At 36.9% G+C, this 24,403-nt stretch carries 20 protein-coding genes, 1 tRNA gene and 1 pseudogene; 18 read left to right on the top strand and 4 right to left on the bottom strand.

Features of this window, described 5'->3' with window-relative positions:
* The first annotated feature begins 2 nt into the window (after nucleotides 1–2).
* The 12 genes from BJB63x_RS03635 to BJB63x_RS03580 all read left to right on the top strand — a co-directional run bounded on the left by BJB63x_RS03635 (nucleotide 3) and on the right by BJB63x_RS03580 (nucleotide 15,898).
* A tRNA-Trp gene (locus BJB63x_RS03635) sits at nucleotides 3–78 on the top strand.
* 215 nt (nucleotides 79–293) lie between these two features.
* Complete coding sequence (secE, locus tag BJB63x_RS03630) at nucleotides 294–506, top strand: preprotein translocase subunit SecE (RefSeq protein WP_078719648.1); 213 nt, start codon at nucleotides 294–296, stop codon at nucleotides 504–506.
* A gap of 20 nt (nucleotides 507–526) precedes the next feature.
* Entirely contained in the window at nucleotides 527–1,057 is a 531-nt protein-coding gene (gene nusG, locus BJB63x_RS03625) for a transcription termination/antitermination protein NusG (RefSeq protein ID WP_078719537.1), read from the top strand.
* Between the two features lie 156 nt (nucleotides 1,058–1,213).
* Entirely contained in the window at nucleotides 1,214–1,642 is a 429-nt protein-coding gene (gene rplK, locus BJB63x_RS03620; protein WP_078719046.1) for a 50S ribosomal protein L11, read from the top strand.
* 4 nt (nucleotides 1,643–1,646) lie between these two features.
* Nucleotides 1,647–2,351 (top strand): 50S ribosomal protein L1, encoded by a 705-nt coding sequence (gene rplA, locus BJB63x_RS03615; protein WP_078719045.1) that lies wholly within the window; start codon nucleotides 1,647–1,649, stop codon nucleotides 2,349–2,351.
* 359 nt (nucleotides 2,352–2,710) lie between these two features.
* Nucleotides 2,711–3,220 (top strand): 50S ribosomal protein L10, encoded by a 510-nt coding sequence (rplJ, locus tag BJB63x_RS03610; RefSeq protein WP_078719044.1) that lies wholly within the window; start codon nucleotides 2,711–2,713, stop codon nucleotides 3,218–3,220.
* A 117-nt stretch (nucleotides 3,221–3,337) separates the two neighbouring features.
* The gene (gene rplL, locus BJB63x_RS03605; protein ID WP_078719043.1) at nucleotides 3,338–3,706 is read left to right on the top strand and encodes a 50S ribosomal protein L7/L12; all 369 of its coding nucleotides are present in this window, start codon (nucleotides 3,338–3,340) and stop codon (nucleotides 3,704–3,706) included.
* 254 nt (nucleotides 3,707–3,960) lie between these two features.
* Complete coding sequence (gene rpoB, locus BJB63x_RS03600) at nucleotides 3,961–8,109, top strand: DNA-directed RNA polymerase subunit beta (protein WP_078719647.1); 4,149 nt, start codon at nucleotides 3,961–3,963, stop codon at nucleotides 8,107–8,109.
* Nucleotides 8,110–8,280: 171 nt separating this feature from the next.
* Nucleotides 8,281–12,489 (top strand): DNA-directed RNA polymerase subunit beta', encoded by a 4,209-nt coding sequence (gene rpoC, locus BJB63x_RS03595; protein ID WP_078719041.1) that lies wholly within the window; start codon nucleotides 8,281–8,283, stop codon nucleotides 12,487–12,489.
* A 259-nt stretch (nucleotides 12,490–12,748) separates the two neighbouring features.
* A complete protein-coding gene (locus BJB63x_RS03590; protein WP_078719040.1) occupies nucleotides 12,749–13,135 on the top strand; it encodes a MerR family transcriptional regulator in 387 nt (128 codons plus the stop codon).
* A gap of 339 nt (nucleotides 13,136–13,474) precedes the next feature.
* Nucleotides 13,475–14,161: a nitroreductase gene (locus BJB63x_RS03585; protein ID WP_078719039.1), complete on the top strand. Its 687-nt coding sequence runs from the start codon at nucleotides 13,475–13,477 to the stop codon at nucleotides 14,159–14,161.
* A gap of 339 nt (nucleotides 14,162–14,500) precedes the next feature.
* Complete coding sequence (locus BJB63x_RS03580) at nucleotides 14,501–15,898, top strand: L-serine ammonia-lyase (protein WP_078719038.1); 1,398 nt, start codon at nucleotides 14,501–14,503, stop codon at nucleotides 15,896–15,898.
* Nucleotides 15,899–16,300: 402 nt separating this feature from the next.
* Here the strand turns inward: BJB63x_RS03580 and BJB63x_RS03575 are convergent, their stop codons facing one another.
* Nucleotides 16,301–16,576 carry a hypothetical protein gene (locus BJB63x_RS03575; protein WP_078719037.1) on the bottom strand — a complete coding sequence of 92 codons (276 nt, stop codon included), beginning with the start codon at nucleotides 16,574–16,576 and terminating at the stop codon, nucleotides 16,301–16,303.
* 32 nt (nucleotides 16,577–16,608) lie between these two features.
* The gene (locus tag BJB63x_RS03570) at nucleotides 16,609–17,958 is read right to left on the bottom strand and encodes a D-alanyl-D-alanine carboxypeptidase (protein ID WP_078719036.1); all 1,350 of its coding nucleotides are present in this window, start codon (nucleotides 17,956–17,958) and stop codon (nucleotides 16,609–16,611) included.
* A gap of 398 nt (nucleotides 17,959–18,356) precedes the next feature.
* On the opposite strand from BJB63x_RS03570, the pseudogene BJB63x_RS03565 reads away from it, so the two are divergent.
* Nucleotides 18,357–18,503: pseudogene (locus BJB63x_RS03565) on the top strand (AAA family ATPase); the annotation flags it as partial.
* A 360-nt stretch (nucleotides 18,504–18,863) separates the two neighbouring features.
* Here the strand turns inward: BJB63x_RS03565 and BJB63x_RS03560 are convergent.
* Both BJB63x_RS03560 and BJB63x_RS03555 read right to left on the bottom strand, forming a co-directional pair.
* On the bottom strand, nucleotides 18,864–19,286 hold the full coding sequence (locus tag BJB63x_RS03560; RefSeq protein ID WP_078719034.1) for an HIT family protein: 423 nt from the start codon (nucleotides 19,284–19,286) through the stop codon (nucleotides 18,864–18,866).
* Between the two features lie 136 nt (nucleotides 19,287–19,422).
* On the bottom strand, nucleotides 19,423–19,884 hold the full coding sequence (locus BJB63x_RS03555; RefSeq protein ID WP_078719033.1) for a RidA family protein: 462 nt from the start codon (nucleotides 19,882–19,884) through the stop codon (nucleotides 19,423–19,425).
* 148 nt (nucleotides 19,885–20,032) lie between these two features.
* On the opposite strand from BJB63x_RS03555, the gene BJB63x_RS03550 reads away from it, so the two are divergent.
* The 5 genes from BJB63x_RS03550 to frr all read left to right on the top strand — a co-directional run bounded on the left by BJB63x_RS03550 (nucleotide 20,033) and on the right by frr (nucleotide 24,299).
* A complete protein-coding gene (locus tag BJB63x_RS03550) occupies nucleotides 20,033–20,857 on the top strand; it encodes an EipB family protein (RefSeq protein WP_078719032.1) in 825 nt (274 codons plus the stop codon).
* A gap of 161 nt (nucleotides 20,858–21,018) precedes the next feature.
* Nucleotides 21,019–21,798, top strand: a complete 780-nt coding sequence (rpsB, locus tag BJB63x_RS03545) for a 30S ribosomal protein S2 (RefSeq protein WP_078719536.1) — start codon at nucleotides 21,019–21,021, stop codon at nucleotides 21,796–21,798.
* Nucleotides 21,799–21,903: 105 nt separating this feature from the next.
* Complete coding sequence (gene tsf / locus BJB63x_RS03540) at nucleotides 21,904–22,827, top strand: translation elongation factor Ts (RefSeq protein WP_078719535.1); 924 nt, start codon at nucleotides 21,904–21,906, stop codon at nucleotides 22,825–22,827.
* Between the two features lie 154 nt (nucleotides 22,828–22,981).
* Nucleotides 22,982–23,701: a UMP kinase gene (gene pyrH, locus BJB63x_RS03535; protein WP_078719031.1), complete on the top strand. Its 720-nt coding sequence runs from the start codon at nucleotides 22,982–22,984 to the stop codon at nucleotides 23,699–23,701.
* Between the two features lie 37 nt (nucleotides 23,702–23,738).
* A complete protein-coding gene (gene frr, locus BJB63x_RS03530) occupies nucleotides 23,739–24,299 on the top strand; it encodes a ribosome recycling factor (RefSeq protein WP_078719030.1) in 561 nt (186 codons plus the stop codon).
* Nucleotides 24,300–24,403 lie beyond the last annotated feature (104 nt).

Raw genomic sequence — 24,403 nt, 5'->3', positions numbered from 1 at the left:
TTAGGGGTATAGCTCAGTTGGTAGAGCGGCGGTCTCCAAAACCGCAAGTCGCAGGTTCAAGTCCTGCTGCCCCTGCCATGTAGTTATAGTTTATGCTATAATTAGTGAGAGGATAGATTAGCTACTTAGTTACATTGTATTTTCTTTTTTTTGTATAGGGCTTGTTTTTTTGTACATGAATCTGTATTGAATGGAAAGTAATGAGATTGCATAAGGATAGTGGTGGTTTTTTGCGTTTTTGTTATGTTTTTTATTGTCTATTTGCGATAAAGTTAGAAAGAATAGTGTGACTAATGACATCTAGAATCAATCCTATCACCTTTTTGAAGCAAGTTCGTGCAGAAACAGCTAAAGTGAAATGGCCTACACGTCATGAGACAGTAGTTTCTACTATTATGGTGTTGGTGTTGACGGCGTTAGCTTCGGTTTTCTTTTTTATTGTGGATCAGGCTGTGAATTTTGGTGTATGGCGGGGTATTGATCTTCTAAAATATCTTTTTAGTTGATAATGCAAGGAAGTGTGACGGTGGCTGCTCGTTGGTATATTGTTCAGGCGTATTCGAATTTTGAAAAGAAGGTAGCGGAAGCTATTGATAAAGAAGCGAAGCAGAAAGGGCTTGATCATTTATTTAAAAAGATTTTCGTTCCGACTGAGCGTGTTGTTGAAATTCGTCGTGGTCGTAAGGTTGACTCTGAGCGCAAATTCTTTCCTGGTTATGTCCTTGTTTGTGCTGAGTTGACAGATGAAGTTTATCATCTCATTAAGAACACTCCTAAAGTGACAGGTTTTTTAGGTTCAGATGCGCGTCCTGTTCCTATTTCTGATCACGAAGCTGAGCAAATTCTGAAACAAGTTAAAGAGGGAGTCGAAGTTCCGAAGTCTTCTATGTCATTTGAGGTGGGTGAGCAAGTCCGAGTGGCAGATGGTCCTTTTGTTTCTTTTAACGGTATTGTTCAAGAGGTTGAAGAGGAGCGCTCTCGTCTTAAAGTTGAAGTATTAATTTTTGGGCGTCCTACGCCTGTTGATTTAGAGTTTGATCAAGTTGAAAAGCTCTGATTAAGCTTAAAGTGATCTTTAGTCACTTTTAAAATATGTTAAGATGGAAGGTGATTTATAGCTTTTGCCGGCTTAATGATCCGGATCATCAAACTGCAGTGGGTTTTTGGCGTAATAAATAGCCAATTTACCAGTCTAAATTAGAGGCAGATTATTATGGCAAAAAAAAGTGTAGGTCAGTTGAAGTTACAAATTCCAGCGGGAGCAGCCACTCCATCACCTCCGATTGGTCCCGCTCTCGGACAGCGTGGTATTAATATTATGGAATTTTGTAAGGCGTTTAATGCAGCTACCCAGGAAATGGAAAAAGGTACGCCGATTCCAGTTGTTGTTACTTACTATCAGGATAAATCTTTTACGTTTTCATTGAAGACGCCTCCAGTGTCATTTTTTTTGAAAAAGGCAGCAGATTTGAAAAGTGGTTCGAAAGAACCTGGTAAAGTATCTGTGGGGACTGTTTCTCGTGATAAGATTCGTTCGATTGCGGAGGCAAAAATGAAAGACCTTAACTCAAATGATATTGAGGCAGCAATGCGTATGGTTGAAGGTTCTGCTCGCTCTATGGGCTTAGAGGTGTTAGGCTAACATTATGGTAAAGGTAGCAAAAAGAATACAAAAAATTCGTGAAGGTGTTGATTTTAATAAGCTTTATGATTTAACTGATGCTGTTTCAATGATCAAAGAACGCGCGGTTGCTAAATTTGATGAAACAGTTGAGATTTCGATGAACTTGGGTGTTGATCCTCGTCATGCTGATCAGATGGTTCGTGGTGTTGCTCATTTACCTAATGAAACAGGACGAAATGTTCGTGTTGCTGTTTTTGCACGTGGTGCTAAGGCTGAAGAAGCTAAAGTAGCTGGTGCTGATATTGTAGGTGCTGAGGATTTGTTTGAAACTGTTAATAGCGGAACGATTAATTTTGATAGGTGTATTGCAACACCGGATATGATGCCTCTTGTGGGTCGTCTTGGTAAAATTCTTGGTCCGCGGAGTTTGATGCCAAACCCAAAAGTTGGTACTGTAACACTTGATGTTGGTAGTGCTGTCAAGGCTTCTAAAGGTGGTGCTGTTGAATTTCGTGTTGAAAAATCTGGTATTGTGCATGCCGGTATCGGTAAAGCTTCTTTGGGGGTTGAGGAAATAGTAGAAAATGTTAAAGCTTTTGTGAGTGCAGTTGCTAAAGCTAAGCCGCAAGGTGCAAAGGGTGAGTATATTAAGCGGGTTGCAGTTTCTTCAACAATGGGTATTGGAATAAAAGTTGATCCTGCAACAGTTCGTTCAGAGTCAGTATGAGCAGATTGTGATTTTGTTGTGTATCTGATGGCTAAGATTATATTTTTAGTTGTTGGTTTTAGTTACATTCAGTTATCTGAGCTTTATTGAGCTCGGGTCATACCGGAAGAAATTCCGGAATGTCCTGTCCGAGATTGTAGGTGATATCTTTTGGGGTATCTTAATTGAATAAAGCCTACATGAGACTAGGGTGAGAACTTTGAAGTTAATAAACTTAAAAGGTTTGAGCCAGGATTGCCTTTGATCGTTTATATACGTGAAGAAGGGGGCAGGGTCCTCGTCGTTGGCATAGAAGAATTTCATGCTATTCAAGATAACCAGCAGGCTTGTGTTGTAAGCCTGTTAAATGGAGAAAGACAGTGAATAAAGCGGAAAAAGGCAAATTCGTTGCATGGCTTAACAAGACTTTTCAAGAGTCCGGTTCTGTTATTGTTGCACATTATTCCGGTTTGACTGTTTCACAAATGAACGATCTTCGTTCGAAAATGAGTGAAGCGGGTGGTGCTATTAAAGTCGCCAAAAACCGTCTTGCTAAAATCGCTCTTCAGGGCACAGAATCTGAAGCAATGATGGGTCTATTCACTGGGCAAACACTTATTGCTTATTCAGAAGATCCAATTACGGCATCGAAAGTTGCTGTTGATTTTGCGAAAACCAATGATAAATTTGTTGTCCTTGGTGGTTCAATGGGTGCAACAAGTTTAAGTGTTGATGCTGTGAAGTCTTTAGCTTCATTGCCTTCATTGAACGAATTACGGGCAAAAATTTTGGGTATGGTTTCTACTCCTGCGACCCGTATTGTTCAGGTTGTCAATGCACCTGCTGGTCAGGTTGTGCGTGTTATTGGTGCATATGCTCGGGGAGGATAGAGCAGCTTAAGGCTGTTTTTTTTGTAATCCAAAGTTATAGAGACTCTTGATGTTTTTCTGTTTTTTTGGATAAATTCTAAACAATAGTTCAAATCTTTTAAGTGAAGGAATTTTAAAATGGCTGATCTGGCAAAGATCGTAGAAGATCTTTCTAACCTTACTGTTTTGGAGGCTGCAGAACTTTCAAAATTACTTGAAGAAAAATGGGGTGTTTCTGCTGCTGCTCCTGTGGCTGTTGCTGCTGTTAGTGCTGCTGCTCCAGTTGCCGAAGAGAAGACAGAATTTGATGTTATTCTTACTGATAGTGGTGCTCAAAAAATTAATGTTATTAAAGAAGTTCGTGCCCTTACAGGGCTTGGGCTTAAAGAAGCAAAGGATTTAGTTGAAGGAGCACCTAAACCTATTAAGGAAGGTATTTCTAAAGACGAAGCGGAAAAAATTAAAACCCAACTTGAAGCTGTTGGTGCTAAGGTTGAACTTAAATAATTTATTTTATTGGTAAACTTTTATGTATGTTGATTTATTACCCTAGAAAAGGGGCTTGATTGAGGAAATACTTTTCCTTACAGTTTAGTTGGCTGTAAGGAAATATAAGTTGTTTAAGGGCCTAACAATAAAGCCAAATTAAGTAGATAAGTTGGTTAGTTAGGTATTAAGTGAATTAGTCTGTATATGCAGGCTGATGACATGGAGTTATCAAGGTTTAGTCTACCTTGAATAGTAAGAATCGAGGAGCGACAATGGCTCAGACTTTAGCGATGATGTCTCAATTTAATGGTCGTAGACGTGTGCGCAAGTTTTTTGGTAAGATTCCTGAAGTAGCAGAAATGCCAAATCTTATTGAAGTTCAGAAAGCTTCATATGATCAATTTCTTATGATTGAGGAACCTGAAGGCGGGCGTTTAGATGAAGGTTTGCAGGCTGTTTTTAAATCGGTATTTCCTATTTCAGATTTTTCTGGTACAGCTATGCTTGAATTTGTTCGTTACGAATTTGATTCACCTAAATTTGATGTGGAAGAATGTCGTCAGCGTGATTTGACATACGCAGCACCATTAAAGGTGATATTGCGTTTAATTGTCTTTGATATTGATGAAGATACTGGTTCAAAAGATATTAAGGACATTAAAGAACAAGGTGTTTATATGGGTGATATGCCGTTAATGACAAACAATGGTACGTTTGTCATTAATGGTACAGAACGTGTTATTGTTTCGCAGATGCATCGCTCTCCGGGTGTATTTTTTGATCATGATAAAGGAAAAACTCATTCGTCAGGTAAGTTTCTTTTTGCAGCTCGTGTGATACCTTATCGTGGTTCTTGGCTTGATATTGAGTTTGATGCTAAAGATATTGTCTATGCCCGTATTGATAGGCGACGCAAGATTCCAGTAACCAGCCTTTTAATGGCGTTGGGTATGGATGCTTCAGATATTTTATCAACATTTTATAATAAAGTTACTTATGAATGCGCTAAGAATGGCTGGCGTATTCCCTATTCAGTTGATCGTTTTAAAGGCATGAAACTAGCTTCTGATCTTGTTGATGCGGATAGCGGTGAAGTTGTTGCAGAGGCTGGTAAAAAGTTAACGGTTCGTGCTGCAAGGCTTTTAGAAGAAAAAGGTCTAAAAGCGATTGAAGTTAGTGAAGATGATTTGTTGGGATCCTATCTTGCAGAAGATATCGTGAATTATCAAACAGGTGAGATTTATCTTGAAGCTGGTGATGAAATTGACGAAAAAGCATTAAAGATTTTATCTGATGTTGGTGCTGATCAAATTAATATTCTTGATATTGACCATATGAATGTTGGTGCATACATTCGTAATACATTGAAGATGGATAAAAATGAAAGTCGACAGGATGCTTTATTTGATATTTATCGAGTAATGCGTCCAGGTGAACCTCCGACAATTAATACAGCGGAGGCTATGTTCCATTCATTGTTTTTTGATCTAGAGCGTTATGATCTTTCAGCTGTTGGGCGTGTCAAGATGAATTTGCGTATGGGTCTTGATTGTCCGGATACGGTTCGCATTTTGCGTCAAGAAGATATTATTGCTGTTGTTAAAATGTTAGTTGAATTGCGTGATGGTCGTGGTGAAATTGATGATATTGATAATCTTGGCAATCGTCGTGTGCGGTCAGTTGGCGAATTGATGGAAAATCAATACCGGATTGGTTTGCTTCGTATGGAGCGTGCAATAAAAGAACGTATGTCCTTAGTTGAAATTGATACAATTATGCCACAAGATTTGATTAATGCAAAGCCAGCTGCAGCTGCAGTCCGCGAGTTTTTTGGATCTTCACAATTGTCGCAATTTATGGATCAAACCAATCCATTGTCAGAGATTACCCATAAGCGTCGTCTTTCTGCCCTTGGTCCAGGTGGTTTAACTCGTGAGCGTGCAGGTTTTGAAGTGCGTGATGTACATCCTACGCATTATGGTCGTATTTGTCCGATTGAAACACCGGAAGGACCAAATATTGGTCTGATTAATTCTTTAGCGACATTTGCTCGGGTTAATAAATATGGTTTCATTGAAAGTCCATATCGCAAAATCGTTGATGGTAGGGTGACGAAAGAAGTCGTTTATCTTTCTGCTATGGAGGAATCGAAACATTATGTAGCTCAGGCTAACTCTTCGTTAGATGTAGAAGGACGTTTTACAGAAGAATTTGTTGTTTGTCGTCATGCTGGTGAAGTTTTAATGGCGCCACGTGATCATATAGATTTGATGGATGTTTCACCAAAACAGTTGGTTTCTGTAGCTGCTGCACTTATTCCGTTTTTGGAAAATGATGATGCAAACCGCGCTCTGATGGGCTCCAATATGCAACGTCAAGCAGTTCCGCTTTTACGTGCAGAAGCGCCGCTTGTTGGTACAGGTATGGAAGCAATAGTTGCTTGTGATTCAGGTGCTGCTATTGGTGCGAAACGGGGTGGTATTGTTGATCAAGTTGATGCAATGCGTATCGTTATTCGTGCGACAGAGGATTTAGATCCTTCAAAATCTGGTGTTGATATCTACCGTTTACAGAAATTTCAGCGTTCCAATCAATCTACCTGTATTAATCAGCGTCCTCTCGTACATGTAGGAGATCGGATAGAAAAAGGTGATATTATTGCTGATGGTTCATCTACAGATCTTGGTGATTTAGCTCTTGGAAGAAATGTTCTTGTGGCATTTATGCCTTGGAATGGTTACAATTATGAGGATTCTATTTTACTTTCTGAGCGTATTGTTGCTGATGATGTATTTACTTCGATACATATTGAAGAGTTTGAGGTTGCTGCACGTGATACAAAGCTTGGGCCAGAAGAAATCACCCGAGATATTCCTAATGTTGCAGAAGAAGCATTAAGAAATCTTGATGAAGCTGGTATTGTCTATATTGGTGCTGAGGTTCATCCTGGTGATATTTTAGTTGGTAAGATTACGCCAAAAGGTGAAAGTCCAATGACGCCTGAAGAAAAGCTTTTACGTGCAATTTTTGGTGAAAAAGCTTCGGATGTTCGTGATACTTCTATGCGAATGCCTCCTGGAACTTTTGGTACTGTTGTAGAAGTTCGTGTTTTTAATCGTCATGGTGTAGAAAAAGATGAACGTGCAATGGCAATTGAACGTGAAGAAATTGAACGTTTAGCTAAAGATCGTGATGATGAGCAATCAATTCTGGATCGGAGTGTTTATGCACGTCTTGCGGATATATTAACAGGTAAAATTGTGATAGAAGGTCCAAAAGGTTTTTCCAAAGGAGAGACTCTTGATAGTACAATAATGGAGCAATATCCACGGTATCAGTGGTGGCAATTCGCTGTTGAGGATGAGAAGCTTCAGAGTGAAATTGAAGCTTTGCATAAGCAGTATGATGAGTCAAAAAAAGCACTACAATGTCGCTTTATGGATAAGGTTGAGAAAGTCCAAAGAGGTGATGAAATGCCTCCTGGTGTTATGAAGATTGTGAAGGTTTTTGTTGCAGTGAAGCGGAAAATCCAACCAGGAGATAAAATGGCAGGGCGTCACGGTAATAAAGGTGTTGTGTCACGTATTCTTCCAGTAGAGGATATGCCGTTTCTTGAAGATGGAACGCATGCGGATATTGTCTTAAATCCTTTGGGTGTGCCTAGTCGTATGAATGTTGGTCAAATTCTTGAAACACACCTTGGTTGGGCGTGTGCAGGCATGGGTAAGAAAATTGGTGATTTAGTAAAGCTTTATCAAGAAAGCGGAGATATATTGCCTTTGCGTCAGCGTATTGAAAATCTTATTCCTGATGATGATCGCAATGAACCAGTTCGCCAATATGATGATGAAAGTCTTTTAAAGTTGGCACATCAAATGAAAAAAGGTGTTTCAATTGCGACACCTGTTTTTGATGGAGCTCATGAAGCCGATATCAATATGATGTTGGAAGATGCAGGCTTAGATAGTTCAGGGCAAGTTACACTTTATGATGGTCGTACTGGAGAGCCTTTTGATCGTCCAGTGACTGTAGGGTATATCTATATGCTTAAATTGCATCATCTTGTGGATGATAAGATACATGCACGTTCAATTGGACCTTATTCACTTGTTACGCAGCAACCATTAGGGGGTAAAGCTCAATTTGGTGGTCAGCGTTTTGGTGAAATGGAAGTTTGGGCACTTGAAGCATATGGTGCTGCATATACTTTGCAGGAGATGTTGACGGTTAAATCAGATGACGTGGCAGGTCGAACGAAGGTTTATGAAGCAGTTGTTCGTGGTGATGATACATTTGAGACAGGTATCCCTGAGAGCTTTAATGTCTTGGTTAAAGAAATGCGTTCTCTTGGTCTTAATGTAGAGCTTGATGATGCACGTGAACTTATTGCGCAACAAACATTGACTAATTCAGAAGATTAATTTTTAGGGCGAATATTAAAATAGTGCGCTCTGATTTTTTGTAAAGTTATGACAGAAAAGTTTCTATTAGGTAGTAAAATATTTTAAAAATGAAAACAGGTCTTAAATAAAGCTTTAACTAAAGAAAGAAGCTTTTGTGGCTAGTTTTAAGAATCTTTGAAGGAGAACAGCATGAACCACGAGGTCATGAATCTTTTCAATCCTCAGGCACCAGTGCAGATATTCGACTCTATTCGTATTTCAATTGCGAGTCCTGAGAAGATTCTGTCTTGGTCGTATGGTGAAATTAAAAAACCAGAAACTATCAACTACCGAACATTTAAGCCAGAGCGTGATGGTCTTTTTTGTGCACGTATATTTGGTCCTATTAAAGATTATGAATGTTTATGTGGAAAATATAAACGTATGAAATATAAGGGTATTATCTGTGAAAAATGTGGCGTAGAAGTCACTCTTTCACGGGTACGTCGTGAACGCATGGGGCATATTGAGCTTGCAGCTCCAGTGGTTCATATTTGGTTCCTTAAGTCATTACCTGGTCGTATTTCTACTCTTTTAGATTTGACTTTAAAAGATATCGAAAGAGTTCTTTATTTTGAAAATTATATTGTCACAGAACCAGGGTTGACATCTCTTAAGTTACATCAGCTTCTTTCTGAAGAAGAATATATGCTTGCTATTGATGAATTTGGGGAAGACCAATTTTCAGCTATGATTGGTGCAGAGGCTATTTATGAACTTCTTGCTGGGATGGAGTTAGATAAAATTGCAAATGATTTGCGTGCTGAATTGACTGAGACAACTTCGGAGTTAAAACAGAAAAAACTGATTAAAAGACTTAAAATCGTTGAGAATTTCCTTGAATCTGGCAATAAACCAGAGTGGATGATTATGAAAACTATTCCAGTTATTCCACCAGATTTACGTCCATTAGTTCCATTAGATGGTGGTCGTTTTGCAACATCAGATTTGAACGATCTCTATCGACGTGTTATCAATCGTAACAACCGTTTAAAGCGATTAATTGAGCTACGTGCTCCTGGAATTATTGTCCGCAATGAAAAGCGTATGGTACAAGAAGCTGTTGATGCATTATTTGATAATGGTCGTCGCGGACGTGTAATTACTGGGGCAAATAAGCGTCCATTAAAATCGCTTTCAGATATGCTAAAAGGTAAGCAAGGACGTTTCCGTCAAAATCTACTTGGAAAGCGTGTTGATTATTCAGGTCGCTCTGTTATCGTGACAGGTCCTGAATTGAAATTACATCAATGTGGTCTTCCGAAAAAAATGGCTCTCGAATTATTTAAGCCTTTTATTTATGCGCAACTTGATGCAAAGGGTTATTCATCTACTGTCAAACAGGCCAAGAGACTTGTTGAAAAGGAACATCCTGAAGTTTGGGATATCTTAGATGAGGTTATTCGTGAACATCCTGTTTTGCTGAATCGTGCACCGACGCTTCATCGCTTAGGAATTCAGGCTTTTGAACCTATTTTGATTGAAGGGAAAGCTATACAACTTCATCCGTTAGTGTGTACAGCGTTTAATGCGGATTTTGACGGTGATCAGATGGCTGTTCACGTTCCTCTTTCTCTTGAGGCACAGCTTGAAGCTCGTGTTTTGATGATGTCAACCAATAATATTCTTCACCCAGCTAATGGTGCTCCGATTATTGTTCCATCACAGGACATGGTTCTTGGTCTTTACTACCTTTCCATTGTTTCTGAAAAAGAGCCGGGTGAAGGAATGGCTTTTGCAGATATGGGTGAATTGCATCACGCTTTGGAAAATAAAGTTGTAACCTTGCATACAAAAATTAAAGGCCGTTTTAAAGATATCAATAAGGATGGTGAAGTTGTTTCCAAACTCTACGATACAACACCTGGTCGTTTAATTATTGGTGAGCTTTTACCAAAAAATCCTAATATTTCATTTGATATTGTTAATCAGGAAATGACCAAAAAGAATATTTCTAAAATGATTGACCAAGTTTATAGACACTGTGGGCAGAAAGAGACAGTGATTTTCTGTGACCGTATCATGCAGCTTGGTTTTTCGCATGCTTGTCGTGCTGGAATTTCATTTGGTAAAGATGATATGGTTATTCCTGATAGTAAATCTCGTCTAGTAGCGGAAACGGAAGCTCTTGCTAAGGAATATGAGCAACAATATAGTGATGGTTTAATTACCCAAGGTGAGAAATATAACAAAGTCGTTGATGCTTGGGGTAAATGTACCGATCGTGTTGCCGATGAGATGATGAAGCGTATTCAGGCAGTTGAATTTGATTCTAAAACAGGTCGTAAACGGCAAATGAATTCAATTTATATGATGTCGCATTCTGGTGCGCGTGGTTCTACTAATCAGATGAGACAATTGGCTGGGATGCGTGGATTGATGGCAAAGCCGTCGGGTGAAATTATTGAAACGCCTATCATTTCTAATTTTAAAGAAGGTTTGACTGTTAATGAGTACTTCAATTCAACTCATGGTGCACGTAAAGGACTTGCTGATACTGCATTAAAGACTGCTAACTCTGGTTATCTTACGCGGCGTCTTGTTGATGTTGCACAAGATGCTATTATTTCAGCGATTGATTGTGGTACTGTAAAAGGTCTTACTATGCAGCCAATTGTTGATTCAGGACAAATTGTTGCTTCTCTTGGTCAGAGAATTCTTGGTCGTACGGCGCTTCTTGATATTTTGCATCCGGTTTCTGGTGAGCTTATCCTTGAGGGTGGTGCAATGATTGAAGAATCTGATGTTGCTAAGATTGAAGAGGCAGGAATTCAGTCTATTCAAATACGTTCTGCTTTGACCTGTGAGACTCGTCTCGGTGTTTGCGCTAAGTGCTATGGTCGTGATTTAGCACGTGGAACATTGGTTAATCAGGGGGAGGCAGTGGGTGTTATCGCGGCTCAGTCAATTGGGGAGCCAGGAACTCAGCTTACGATGCGTACTTTCCACTTAGGTGGAACAGCGCAGGTTGTTGACTCATCTTATTTTGAAGCGTCTTATGATGGTAAGATAGAAATTCGTAACCGTAATGTGGTTCGAAATTCTGAGGGCCATTTGGTAGTTATGGGGCGCAATATGGCTATTCTGATTAAGGATGAATCTGGCAAAGAACGTGTTGTACATCGCATTAGTTATGGTGCACGCATCTTCGTTGATGATGGTGATGTTGTAAAATGTGGACAGCGTATTGCAGAGTGGGATCCTTATACACGGCCAATTTTAACTGAGGTTGATGGTTATATAGGTTTCGAAGATATGGTTGATGGTTTATCAGTCACAGAAACAGCTGATGAATCTACAGGTATTACTAAGCGTTTGGTTATTGATTGGCGTGCTAATCCACGTGGTGCCGAATTAAAACCAGCAATTGTCATTCATACAGATGAGAAGGGTGAAACTGTTGCTAAATTATATAAAGGGGGTGAGGCTCGTTATATGATGTCGATAGAGACGATTCTCTCTGTTGAACCTGGTTCCTACGTTAAGGCAGGTGATGTTATTGCACGCTTGCCAATGGAAAGTGCTAAAACTAAAGATATTACGGGTGGTTTGCCACGTGTCGCTGAACTCTTTGAAGCACGTCGTCCAAAAGATCATGCTATTATTGCTGAAATTAGTGGTACAGTTCGGTTTGGTCGTGGTTACAAAAATAAGCGCCGTATTATCATTGAACCACATGATGAATCCCTTGAACCAGTGGAATATTTAATTCCGAAAGGTAAATTATTTCATTTGCAGGAAGGTGATCAGATTGAAAAAGGTGATTATATCCTTGATGGTAATCCAGCACCTCATGATATTTTAGCGATTAAAGGTGTTGAAGCTTTGGCGTCTTATCTTGTTAATGAAATTCAGGAAGTTTATCGTTTGCAAGGTGTTTTGATCAATGATAAGCATATTGAAGTGATTGTTCGCCAGATGTTGCAAAAGGTTGAAATTACGGAACCTGGTGATTCTGGTTATATTTTAGGTGATCATGTTGATCGCATTGAATTAGATGAAATCAATGATAATCTGATTGCCGAAGGTAAAAGACCTGCAGTAGGTAATCCTATACTTCTTGGGATTACAAAAGCATCTCTTCAGACGCCCTCTTTTATTTCAGCGGCGTCATTTCAGGAAACAACGCGTGTGCTCACTGAAGCAGCAGTTTCAGGAAAAATTGATACTTTGCAAGGGCTTAAGGAAAATGTTATTGTTGGTCGGCTTATACCTGCGGGTACGGGCGGTACGATTGCCCAAATTCGTCGTATTGCTACTGTTCGTGATGATCTGATTGTGAATGAGCGCCGCAAATCCAGTGATGGTGAAACCGCGAAAGCTATGTTAACAAATATGACGGCTAATACTGCTGAGTGATTTAATATATGCTAAAAAGCAGCTTGAAGCGCCTGATGAAATTAGGCGTTTTTATTGAACTTTATTTAAAACTCAGAAATAACGCATTTTCCTGATAAGTGTATTTTTGTAAATTTTAAAATATATCATACTTACCTTGTTATAAAAAACATGTTTTTCATCTTTCAAAAGGAAGCAATAAAAAATGCTAACAAAATTTAGTACAGAGCGTATACATTTTTTGTAATAATGTAGTTTATTTATTGAGCAGAATATTAGAATGCAGGGATATTATTCAATTAATGATTTAACGCGAGAATTTTCGATAAGTGCTCGGACTTTGCGTTATTACGAAGAAGAAGGATTACTTATACCTTTTCGGCGTGGATATAAGCGGCTGTATACACAAACGGATCGTTATAAATTAAAGCAAATATTACGGGCTAGAAGAGTTAATTTTTCTTTATCTGAGATATCTAATATATTAACAATGGATAGAAAACCACCTGATAATGAAAAAAAACTTAAAGAATTAATCGCAGGTGTCAATAAAAAACGCGCTGATTTGCAACAGATGCGGTGCGATATTGATGATTTATTGCATGATTTAGAACGTATTGAAGAGACTTTTTTTGAGAGTTTGGCTGAGTTAGGAGTTAATCGTTAGTTATAAGTTTTATAATTTGACTGAAATTTTAATAGAATCCTCTTTTTAAAAAGATTACATTTTAATGCTTTAACGCTTGCTAAAATTGGTGAATATAAAAATAATTTTAAAAATATATAATTTATTGATTATTATGTTTTTATATAATGTCTTGGTGAAAGAAAGCTGTAAAAAATTAGAAAAAAATGAAATAAGTCTAGGTGGTAAAGCGCGTAACTAACAAATTTACCTTATCCAATTTGGAAATACTGAATTAAGTAAGAGTAAGAATTTTTCATTTTGTTTCACTAAAGAAGAGTGACATTTAAATTATTTTTTAAATAAGAGAAAGTCAGAACAATGAGGGATTCTAGTGTTGATGTTTTTCAATCGGTTCTATCAAGAAAATCAATTCGAGCTTTTATTGATCAGTCTGTTGATCGAGAAATAATCGAGGAAATATTAAAATTTGCGTCGCGGGCTCCATCTGGGACAAATCTTCAACCTTGGAAAGTGATTGTTTTAACAGGGGAGGCATTGCAGAAAGTAGGAGAGGAACTTTCACGACTTGTGTTATCGGGTATAAAAGGAGAGCGTGAATACCAATATTATCCAGGTCAGTGGCGTGAGCCTTATCTTTCTCGGCGTAAAAAAATTGGTTTGGCTCTTTATAAAAGTCTTGGGATTCAAAAAGGTGAGCAAGAAAAGATAATTCGTCAACAAGCGCAAAATTTTTCATTTTTTGGTGCGCCTGTTGGGCTTTTATTCACGATGGATAAAGATATGGAGATTGGTAGCTGGCTTGATTTGGGTATGTTTATGCAAACCATTATGCTGGTTGCACGTGGCTTTGGGTTAGATACATGTCCCCAAGCTGCATTTGCTGATTATCATAAGCAATTGTGTGCACTTTTGTCAGTGTCTCCCGAACAACGTATTATTTGTGGTATGGCTCTTGGTTATCGTGATGCAAGCGCCCCAGAGAATAATTTTGAAACTGAGCGCGAACCAATCAAAAATTTTGTGCGTTTTGTTCAATCATGCTAGTAGACGTTTTTTATTTGTTTAAATAAAAAATTTAACACATAATACAAAATATTTCACAGGATTTCCAATTTTGCATTTTATTTTAATATTGCATGTTAACGCTTATTTTACTATATTTTACATATTAAAATATATAATTATTTTAGGTTATCGTTTATTCCTTAAGGATTAGATATGGAAAATGCTATAGAAAAAAAGATTGTTGGATGGTAGCAAGACGTGCTACGTTCATGTTTATGGCTGTTATTTTTTTAGTTTACTTTACAATTTAGTTTTAATGAGAATAAGAATAATGAAAAAATATGTACTCAAGATCTGGGTTTGATTTTGAGGTAAGTTTTGTTTTTATCTGTCTTTGAAATTTTTAAAGTTGGCATTGGCCCCTCGAGTTCTCACACAATGGGTCCAATGTTAGCTGCTAATATGTTTTTGCAAGAGATTATTGCAAGGAATTTTTCTCAGTTATCTCATCTCAAGATTTCTCATATTCGTGTTTATCTTCATGGTTCATTAGCTTTTACAGGAGTTGGTCACGCTACCGATAGGGCCATTGTATTAGGACTTTTAGGGGAAAAAGCCTCTACAGTTGATCCTGATCGTATGGGATTACTTTTCGAACAAGTTAAACGTGAAAAAAAAGTGCAACCAGAAGGCCATCCTGTTTATCACTTTGATCTAGAAAGTGATCTCATTTTTGACAGAAAAAAGACTTTACCTGGGCATGCTAATGGTCTTGCATTTGAAGGGCTTAATGCCGAAAAAAATGTTCTTTTACGGCAGGTTTATTATTCTGTTGGTGGTGGTTTTGTTGTAACTGAGGATGAACTAAATCACGTAGATTATAATATAAAATTAAAAACATTGCAGGTGCCATATCCTTTTGATTCTGCTGATAAAATGTTATCAATGTCAAAAACTTCAGGTTTTTCAATTGCTGAAATGAAGCGTATAAATGAAGAAACAAAAATGGAGCATGTTGACTTTAATACTGCGCTTGATGAGATTTTTTGTGCTATGATAAATTGTATTGATAGAGGGCTTTCACAAGAAGGTGAGTTACCGGGTGAATTGCGTATCCCAAGACGAGCTAAAAAGCTTCATGATAAGCTGTTGGAGAATCAGAAAAAAAATTACAACCAACCACTTTTAGCAAATGATTGGCTTTCTGTATACGCTATGGCAGTGAATGAAGAGAATGCTGCTGGTGGTCGTATTGTTACTGCGCCAACAAATGGTGCAGCTGGTGTTGTGTCAGCTGTTTTACGTTATTATACTCAATTTCATGATAATTTAGATAGAGAGGGAATACATAATTTTTTGTTAACGGCTGCAGCTATAGGTGGTATCATAAAACATAACGCTTCTATCTCTGGCGCTGAGGTTGGTTGCCAGGGTGAGATTGGAACAGCATCTGCTATGGCTGCAGCAGGATTGACAGCTGTATTGGGTGGCACGCCTGCGCAAATTGAAAATGCAGCTGAAATTGCCCTTGAGCATCATTTAGGTATGACGTGTGATCCAGTTGCTGGTCTTGTTCAGATTCCTTGTATTGAGCGTAATGCAATGGGTGCTGTTAAAGCTGTAACGGCTTCTTCTCTTGCTTTACATGGCAATGGAAGGCATTTTGTTTCTCTTGATACTTGTATTGAGACAATGCGTCAAACAGGACATGATATGAGTGAACGCTATAAAGAAACGAGCAAAGGTGGTCTTGCGCTTAATGTTTTATCTTGTTAAATCACCTATATAAAAATAGCATTAGTTTGGCCGAGAAGTTCAATAATATCAATTGAGTGTGCTTGCCTAAGCAGTAATACATTGTTGAAAAAGAGTTTTTATTGGACAATAAACAAAAATTTTGAATGTTATTGCTAGTTTCTAATAGGGATTTTCTTTGTTATAATGAAAAATTCAATGCAATTTGTTTGGTGTTAAAAAAACAAGGAGATAATATTTTTAACTTTTCTTTTAAGAATAATGTTGATTAAAACTTAACAATAAGAATGTCAGTTACGTAAATGAGAGTTCATAGCGTAATTTTCACAGTTTTTAAGATAAGGATTTATTCAAGTTTTTAAGATCATTGATAATAAATGAACATTATTTTATAAGATAACTTTTGTGGAATTTAACTACAGGTTATCTATTTGTTGCTCCTAAGCGAAGTTTAACAGGTACATTACCGGTTCTACTTGCGACACGTAAGTGGATGCGGACAAAAGGCATTGCTAAACGGCGATTTCGAGTTGTTTGGCAAAGGAGAAGGCTGACAAGAGAATGAGTGCTTAATGTAGTTGAGTTATGCTTTAAATTAGCAAGTTTCATTGCAGCTTCATGAAGGGATCGTAATGAAAGAAGAGATGGCTGCTTTAACAGTTTTTCTTTTTCAGATGGGGTAATAGCATTATGTGTCATAGTACTATCCTTGACGTAAAATTCAAAAATTTTTAATAAGCTACAGTATAGCAGTTAAAATTTGCTTTCTTCAAAGTAACACAAGTGTTAAATGCAGTTTTTTTTGATAAAAAGCCAATAAATCGGGCACGATAATAATGATGCCCATCTCTTTCAAAGAGTTGCATATGGGGCGATGCATGTTTTAAATTGGAACGGGCGATTCTCTTTGCTTTTGAAAGCAGAGTTTTCGCTTGCTCTTCATTAGGAAGAGAGCCGATTTGTACAGCCCATCCACTGTTGTTAGGTAAAGAAGCAGAAATAATTTTATTCACCTTAACAATTTCAGTTTTGTGAGGATTAGGAATTGGTATAATGACTTGGTTTACAGCGGCTATAGCTGTATTAAAATTGTTAGGCTGTTCTGCCAGTGCTGTTAAAAGGCTAGAAATTTCATCATCAGAATTAATTAAATTGTTTTTTATAATCGGTATAGGCGTTGCAGATCCAGTGGGTAGTTTATAGTGGGTAGTAGCTACCAAACGTTCATCAGTTTTTGTGCGACTTGCTTTTGGTAAATATTGTTTCAATAAACTAGCCATATGAATGTCACGTGTGGTAGATGATTTTCCTCCCATAACGACAGCGACAATAGAACGTCCATCGATACGCATTGATGTTGCTAAATTAGAGCCTGACATTTGTGTATAGCCTGTTTTAATTCCATCAACACCTTTTATTGTTTTGATTAATGTATTGTGGCTATTAATTGTCTGTCCACGAAACCTAAAATGTGTCATTTTAAATAGTTTATATTGTTCTGGAAAATGCTGGCGTAATGCTAATGCTAAAGTAGCCATGTCTTGTGCTGTAGAATAATTACGTGTATCTGGGAGACCTGAGGCATTAGCAAAACGAGTATTTTTCATACCGAGTTTGCGTGCTTTTACTGTCATCATTTGAGCAAATTTTTTTTCGCTTCCACCAAGATATTCACCAATAGCAGTAGCTACATCATTTGCTGATTTTGTAATAATGGCTTTGGCAGCAGATTCTACAGAAATTGTTTGTCCTGCCTTAATACCGATTTTTGTTGGTGGGCGTGTCGCTGCATAATTAGAAATGGGAATGGGCGCATTTGGTGTTATACGACGGTTTTTAATAGCTTCAAAGACCATATATAGTGTCATCATTTTTGTTAGAGAAGCAGGATAACGCTTCAGAGTCGCATTAGCTTGAAATAATGTCTTTCCTGTATTTGCATCTATAACGATAGCTGCATATTTATCTGGATGAGCCTCTTTAGGAGTGGCTGCTACCGAAGAATAAGAAATAACTAAAACAACAAGAGCGATTACTACTTTTTTATAGCAACGCACAATTTTTCGCCAGTTAGTATACACTTGTATAATATCCTATTTATGCCAAGAAATTTTTATTAATATCTTTTTTATTTTAGTTCGTTTTGTATAACTTAGACGAATGATGTTACTAATTTATTTATAAGTATCATTTTATGAGTTTTCACATCCGATTTAATCTAAGTATAGAGAATCTAACCATAAGGGGAAACTTTTATACTACGTGTATCATATTAAGATAGTTATAATCTCAACTTTGATAATGAGTAGGTCAGACAGCCAAGATTATAATAGTGAAAAATAAAATATCAACCCTCTCTATACTATAGACATTATGAAAAAGGCAAAAATTAGGGAGAAGTAAGTGTAATGTTACTATATATATGACAGCACATCAACATCTTAAAGGTTTAAACGTTTAAACTGTATCGTGTCCTTGTGGTCTTTTTACAGATGCTTTTACTCAGAATTCTCACGCAATTGTATTGTTAGATGAAATTGAGAAGTTTCATCCAAAGATATTTAGTGTTTTATTGCAGGTGATGGATTATGGTAAATTAACAGGCCATAATGATAAGAAAATGGATTGCTGTATTGCTGTATATTTTAATCATGATAACTAAGTTTGTGCCTCAGATGTTGTAAAATAATTAAACTTATAAAATATAAATATAACTTATAAAATATAAATATATTGTGATAATAATAATCATAAACAATTAATCGATGATCTGTACCAAAATTTCATAAGATAAAATTCTATTCAGCAAATTGCAAAATGATAATATAATCAGCATTATTACTCTAAATTAAGTGGAAGAAAAAGGAAACTGCAGCTAAAATTTCATTTTCTAGTAATGTTTACTCCCTAAAGTTAGGCAAAGTCCATAGTACTTCTATTTCTGTAAGAAGATGTATTAGAAAAAGTTCTATAAATTAAGGATAGTTTAAAGAGCTGCTCGAATTTTTTTTGCATTTTCTTCAAGTATTTCTGTAGATACTATTATATCATTATGAGCATTGAGCTCTAATCCTTCCATACGAGGTATAATATGGAAATGAAGATGGTAAATTGTTTGTTTGCTAGCTGCTTCGTTGAATTGCATAATTGTTACTCCATCCGCTTCAAAAGCTTTTTTTACTGCTTTGGCAATTTTTTGGACGGCTTTAATAACTGGAGATAATATTTCAGGATCTGCATCCAATAGATTTCTACAACTTTTTCGAGGAATAACTAATGTATGACCTTGCGCTTGAGGCATGATATCCATAAATGCAATAACATCTTTATTTTCATAGACTCGAATAGATGGAATTTCATTACGAATTAATTGAGCAAAAATGTTATTATTATCATAAACTTGTCGCATGAGTCGTTTCCTTTTATAGCATGACTAATCCAGAAGCAGCATTGATGTTATAGTATTTTGATCTTTTAAAGCAAAAGAATATGAAAACTTATAGAGTATGAATTAATTTTTCTTTATTTTGGTATTGGTTAAGAGATTAGATTTCTATAATAGCTTCAACTTCTACTGGGACATTCATGGGAAGAGCAGTAACCCCAATAGTAGAGCGAGCGTGTTTTCCAGCTTCGCCAAGGATATTTACGAATAAATCAGAGGCTCCATTAGCAACAATAGAAATATCGGTAAAGTTAGGATCTGCTGCTATAAAAACAGTGATTTTTATCACTTTTTTTATTTTATTTAAATCACCAAGAGCTTTTTTTATTTGTGCAAGAATATTGATGGCGCATGCTTGTGCTGATTTTTGAGCTTGTTCAATGTTAACAGTTGTACCAACTTTTCCAATTGCTACTGGTTTTCCATTTAAAATTGGTAGCTGACCAGAGATAAAAAGTTGGTTACCATTTTGTGATACTGTTGTATAATTTGCAATAGGTTGCGATGGTTCAGGAATGATAATGTTAAATTTTTCTAGACGATTTTTGACTAATTCAGCCATATTTTAACCCCATAATTATTGTATAATATCTCATCACGTAATTTTATTTAATGGGAATTCTTTTTGTTAATAATTCGTTAATAAAATGTATAAATCTTTCGTATTTTTGATTATGTAGTTAATTATGAGATAAAACTGGAAGTTAACAATGATTAGGTTTTTGTTTACAATAGTTTTTTATATTATTTTTTTATGTTCTGTAAGAGCTGAAGAACTTATTTTTCTGGTTCCTCATCGAGCAGTTTATGATTTTCATTTGGATAATGTTTCTCGTAAAATGACAATTGTTGGAATATCTGGGCGCATGGTTCATGAATTCATGGGTTCCACATGTCAGGGATATACAACACGTGTCAGTTTTATTAATCGCATTTATACTGAAGATATGCCGGTTCGTTTAATAAGCCAGGAGGTAAAAGTTTATGAAACAGATGATGGCAATAAATTCCACTTTAATATAAAAAATACAATTGGGCAGAATATTGCAAATAACACCGAAGGGATTGCTGAACGTACTAAAGATGAGATTTTAGTTAAATTAAAGAAGCCAAAAGAGAATGTGTATAAACTTGCGAAAGCTGATTTTCCAATTACACTGCTGAAAAATATTATTCGGCAAGCAAAAGCTGGTCATAATTTTTATAACTCAACTTTATTTAATGGGGAAAATGGTGCAGATAGAGTAGTAAAAGAAAGTTTTGTTATTGGAGAAAAGAGGAGAACTGTACCTGATTCCGAGATGAAGGAATTGAAAAAAATAAATAAAAATGGCTATTGGCCTATCATAGTTTCTCATTTTGATGATACAAAAAATAAAGAGGGTTTACCTATTTATCGTTCGAGTTTTAATCTATACGAAAATGGTGTGATGAATGATATTTTTATAGATTATGGAGATTTTTCAATACGTTCAAAATTGAAGAGTCTTCAATTTTTCGACACAAAAAACGATCTGGATAATTGCAAACATTAAATGATGTGCAGAAAATGACTTGAAAAAAAATTAAATGTTAGTATGGTCATACCATTCCACACGCGGATTTTTGGGTGTTTGTGAAGCAATTCTAGCAAATGTCCACCGGTAGTAAGGTTGTTTACTTTTTCCGCGGAGGTCAAACCGGAAAGGATGAAATTATGGCATTACCAGACTTTACTATGCGCCAGCTTTTAGAAGCGGGCGTACATTTTGGTCACCAGACACATCGCTGGAATCCAAAGATGGCTCCCTATATCTATGGTCAGCGTAATAATATTCATATTATTGATCTCTCTCAAACTGTTCCGCTTTTACATCAAGCACTTAAGGCTGTTTCGGATACAGTTGCGCGTGGAGGGCGTGTTCTATTCGTTGGCACTAAACGGCAGGCATCTGATATTGTTGCTGATGCAGCTAATCATTCTGCTCAATACTATGTTAATGCTCGTTGGCTTGGTGGTATGTTAACAAACTGGAAAACTATTTCTAATTCCATACATCGTTTGCGTAAATTGGATAAAACTCTTGCTTCTGATGTGCAGGGCTTTACTAAAAAAGAACGTTTGAAACTTGAGCGTGATCGTGAAAAACTTAATCGTGCACTTGGTGGTATTAAAGATATGGGATCTGTGCCAGATCTTATGTTTATCATTGATACAAATAAGGAGAATATTGCTATCCAAGAAGCGAAGCGTTTAGATATTCCGGTTGTTGCTATTGTTGATACTAATTGTGATCCGGATAATATTGATTATCCAATTCCGGGTAATGATGATGCTTCACGTGCAGTTTCTTTTTATTGTGATCTTATTGCTCGTGCAGCTCTTGATGGAATTGCTCGTCAACAAGGTGCGATGGGAGTTGATTTAGGAGCTCAGGTTGATGTGCCTGTAGAGCCTGTTTTGGAAGACTCAGTTGCTATTGTTGCTGAAGAATAATTTAAAAACTTCTACTAAGGTATTTGTTTTCTAGGGGAATTGTTTTGAGCGTGCAGAGTTTTTTCTATGTGTGCTTTCGTTATTGTTAGAAATGAAGAGGAAAATATGAGCATTACTGCTGCACAAGTAAAAGAACTTCGAGAATTATCAGGTGCTGGTATGATGGACTGTAAAGCAGCTTTGGCAGAAACCAATGGTGATATGGAGGCTGCGGTTGATTGGCTACGTAAAAAAGGAATAGCTAAAGCAGATAAAAAGGCTGGCCGTACAGCAGCTGAAGGATTAATTGGTGTTGTATCAAAAGGTTTAAGTGCTGTTTTGGTTGAAGTTAATTCTGAAACAGATTTTGTTGCTCGTAACAGTGCATTTCAAGAGATAGTTCGTAATGTCGCAATTGCTGCTTTAGATACGAAGGGAAACGTCGAGTCTGTTTCTGAATCTATTTATCCAGGTTCTAAAGAGACTGTAGAGACAGTTATTAAGGATGCGATTGGTACAATCGGCGAGAATATGACATTTCGTCGTTCAGCTAAATTAGCTGTTAAAGATGGTGTTGTTGCCACTTATATACATAATGCTGTCGCGGATGGTCTTGGTAAACTTGGTGTTTTAGTTGCTATTGAGACTTCTGGGAATAAAGAAGCAGCATCAGCTTTTGGTCGTCAAGTTGCTATGCATATTGCCGCAACTAATCCGTTAGCGTTAACAGCGAAAGATGTTGATGCTGATGTTGCTGAGCGAGAAAAATCGATTTTTTCAGATCAGGCACGTCAATCTGGAAAGCCTGAAAATATCATTGAGAAAATGGTGGAAGGGCGTATGCGCAAATTTTATGAAGAAGTTGTTTTACTTTCTCAATCTTTTGTTATGAATCCTGATATTACTGTTGAGTCTGCTTTGAAGAATGCTGAAAAGTCTATTGGTGCACCGGTAGAAATCACTGGTTTTATTCGTTTTGCGTTGGGTGAAGGTGTGGCGAAAGAAGAATCCGATTTTGCTGCAGAGGTTTCTGCTGTAGCAAAAAGCTAGTTATTTTTACGAATTTTGATAAAAATTTGTAATTATAGAACGCTTAATAACGTTGATATAAATAATATGACTATTTTAAGGGGTATCACGTGACAAGGTGATGCCCTTAGTGTATCGAAGACAAAAAGTACAAATGCTTTTTGGGAGATTATCAATGACATTAGCTCTTCGATATAAACGTGTCTTATTGAAAGTGTCTGGTGAAGCACTTATGGGAGGACAAAGTTTCGGCATTGATGTTTCGGTTGCAGATCGTATTGCTACTGATATCGCTGAAGTACGAGCAATGGGTGTAGAGGTTGCTATTGTTATAGGTGGGGGTAATATTTTTCGTGGAGTTGCTGTTGCTTCACGTGGTGGCGACCGTGTCACTGGTGATCATATGGGAATGCTTGCAACCGCTATTAATTCTTTGGCATTACGGACATCATTGACAAAATTGAACATTGGAGCAGTTGTGTTATCAGCAGTTGCTATGCCACAAATTTGTGAAAGTTTTTCACAGCGCAAAGCAATAGGCTACATGAATCAGGGAAAAGTTGTCATTTTTGCGGGTGGTACGGGTAATCCGTTTTTTACCACTGATTCCGCTGCTACTTTGCGTGCAGCAGAAATAGGTGCAGATGTGCTGTTGAAAGGAACACAAGTAGATGGCATTTATTCTGCAGATCCTAAAATAGATCCTATGGCTAAGCGTTTTGATCAATTAACGCATGTTGAGATTTTGCGGTTGGGGTTATCTGTTATGGATACGACAGCTGTTACTTTAGCGCGTGAAAATAATGTACCCATTATTGTATATTCTATTCATGAAAAAGGTGGTTTGGCTAAGGTATTGAATGGAGAGGGACGATTTACAATAGTATCAGAATAAAGGTGATTATCAAAATACGATGAAGGGAAACAGACATATGGATATAAAACTAATTATGGATGATCTAAAACGTCGCATGGAAGGTGCTATTTCTTCTTTTAAACACGAATTAAGTAGTTTGCGGACTGGGAGAGCATCGGCTAGTTTTTTAGAACACTTGACAGTTGAGGCTTATGGTTCTGTTGTTCCTATAAATCAAGTTGCCAATATTTCTGTTCCGGAATCACGGATGCTTTCAGTATCTGTGTGGGATAAAACAATGATAGGGGTTGTTGAGCGTGCTATTCGTGATTCTGGTCTTGGTTTAAATCCTATTACTGATGGTATAAATTTGCGTATTCCTTTACCTTCATTAAATGAAGAACGCCGAAAAGAATTGGTAAAAATTGCGCATCAATATGCAGAACAAGCTCGTATTTCTATTCGTCATGTTCGTCGTGATGGTATGGATAATTTAAAGAAGTTAGAAAAAGAAGGAGAAATTGGACAAGATGAAGCGCGTAGCTTGTCTGAGAAAGTCCAGAAGCTTACAAATGAAATTATAGCTGAGATTGATAAAAGTTTAGTTTTGAAAGAAACTGAAATTATGCAAGTTTAAATTTTATATTTGGAAAAAGAATATCATATTATTAAATTATTAGAGCGTCATTTTATAAATGAGAAGAGCGAGTAGTGTTGTTTATTTTGCATAATTGTTTTTGA

This window comes from Bartonella sp. JB63 (genome assembly GCF_002022665.1).
GTDB lineage: Bacteria > Pseudomonadota > Alphaproteobacteria > Rhizobiales > Rhizobiaceae > Bartonella.
The sequence above is the reverse complement of the archived record's forward strand: the minus strand, read 5'-3'. Positions and strand labels throughout refer to the sequence as shown.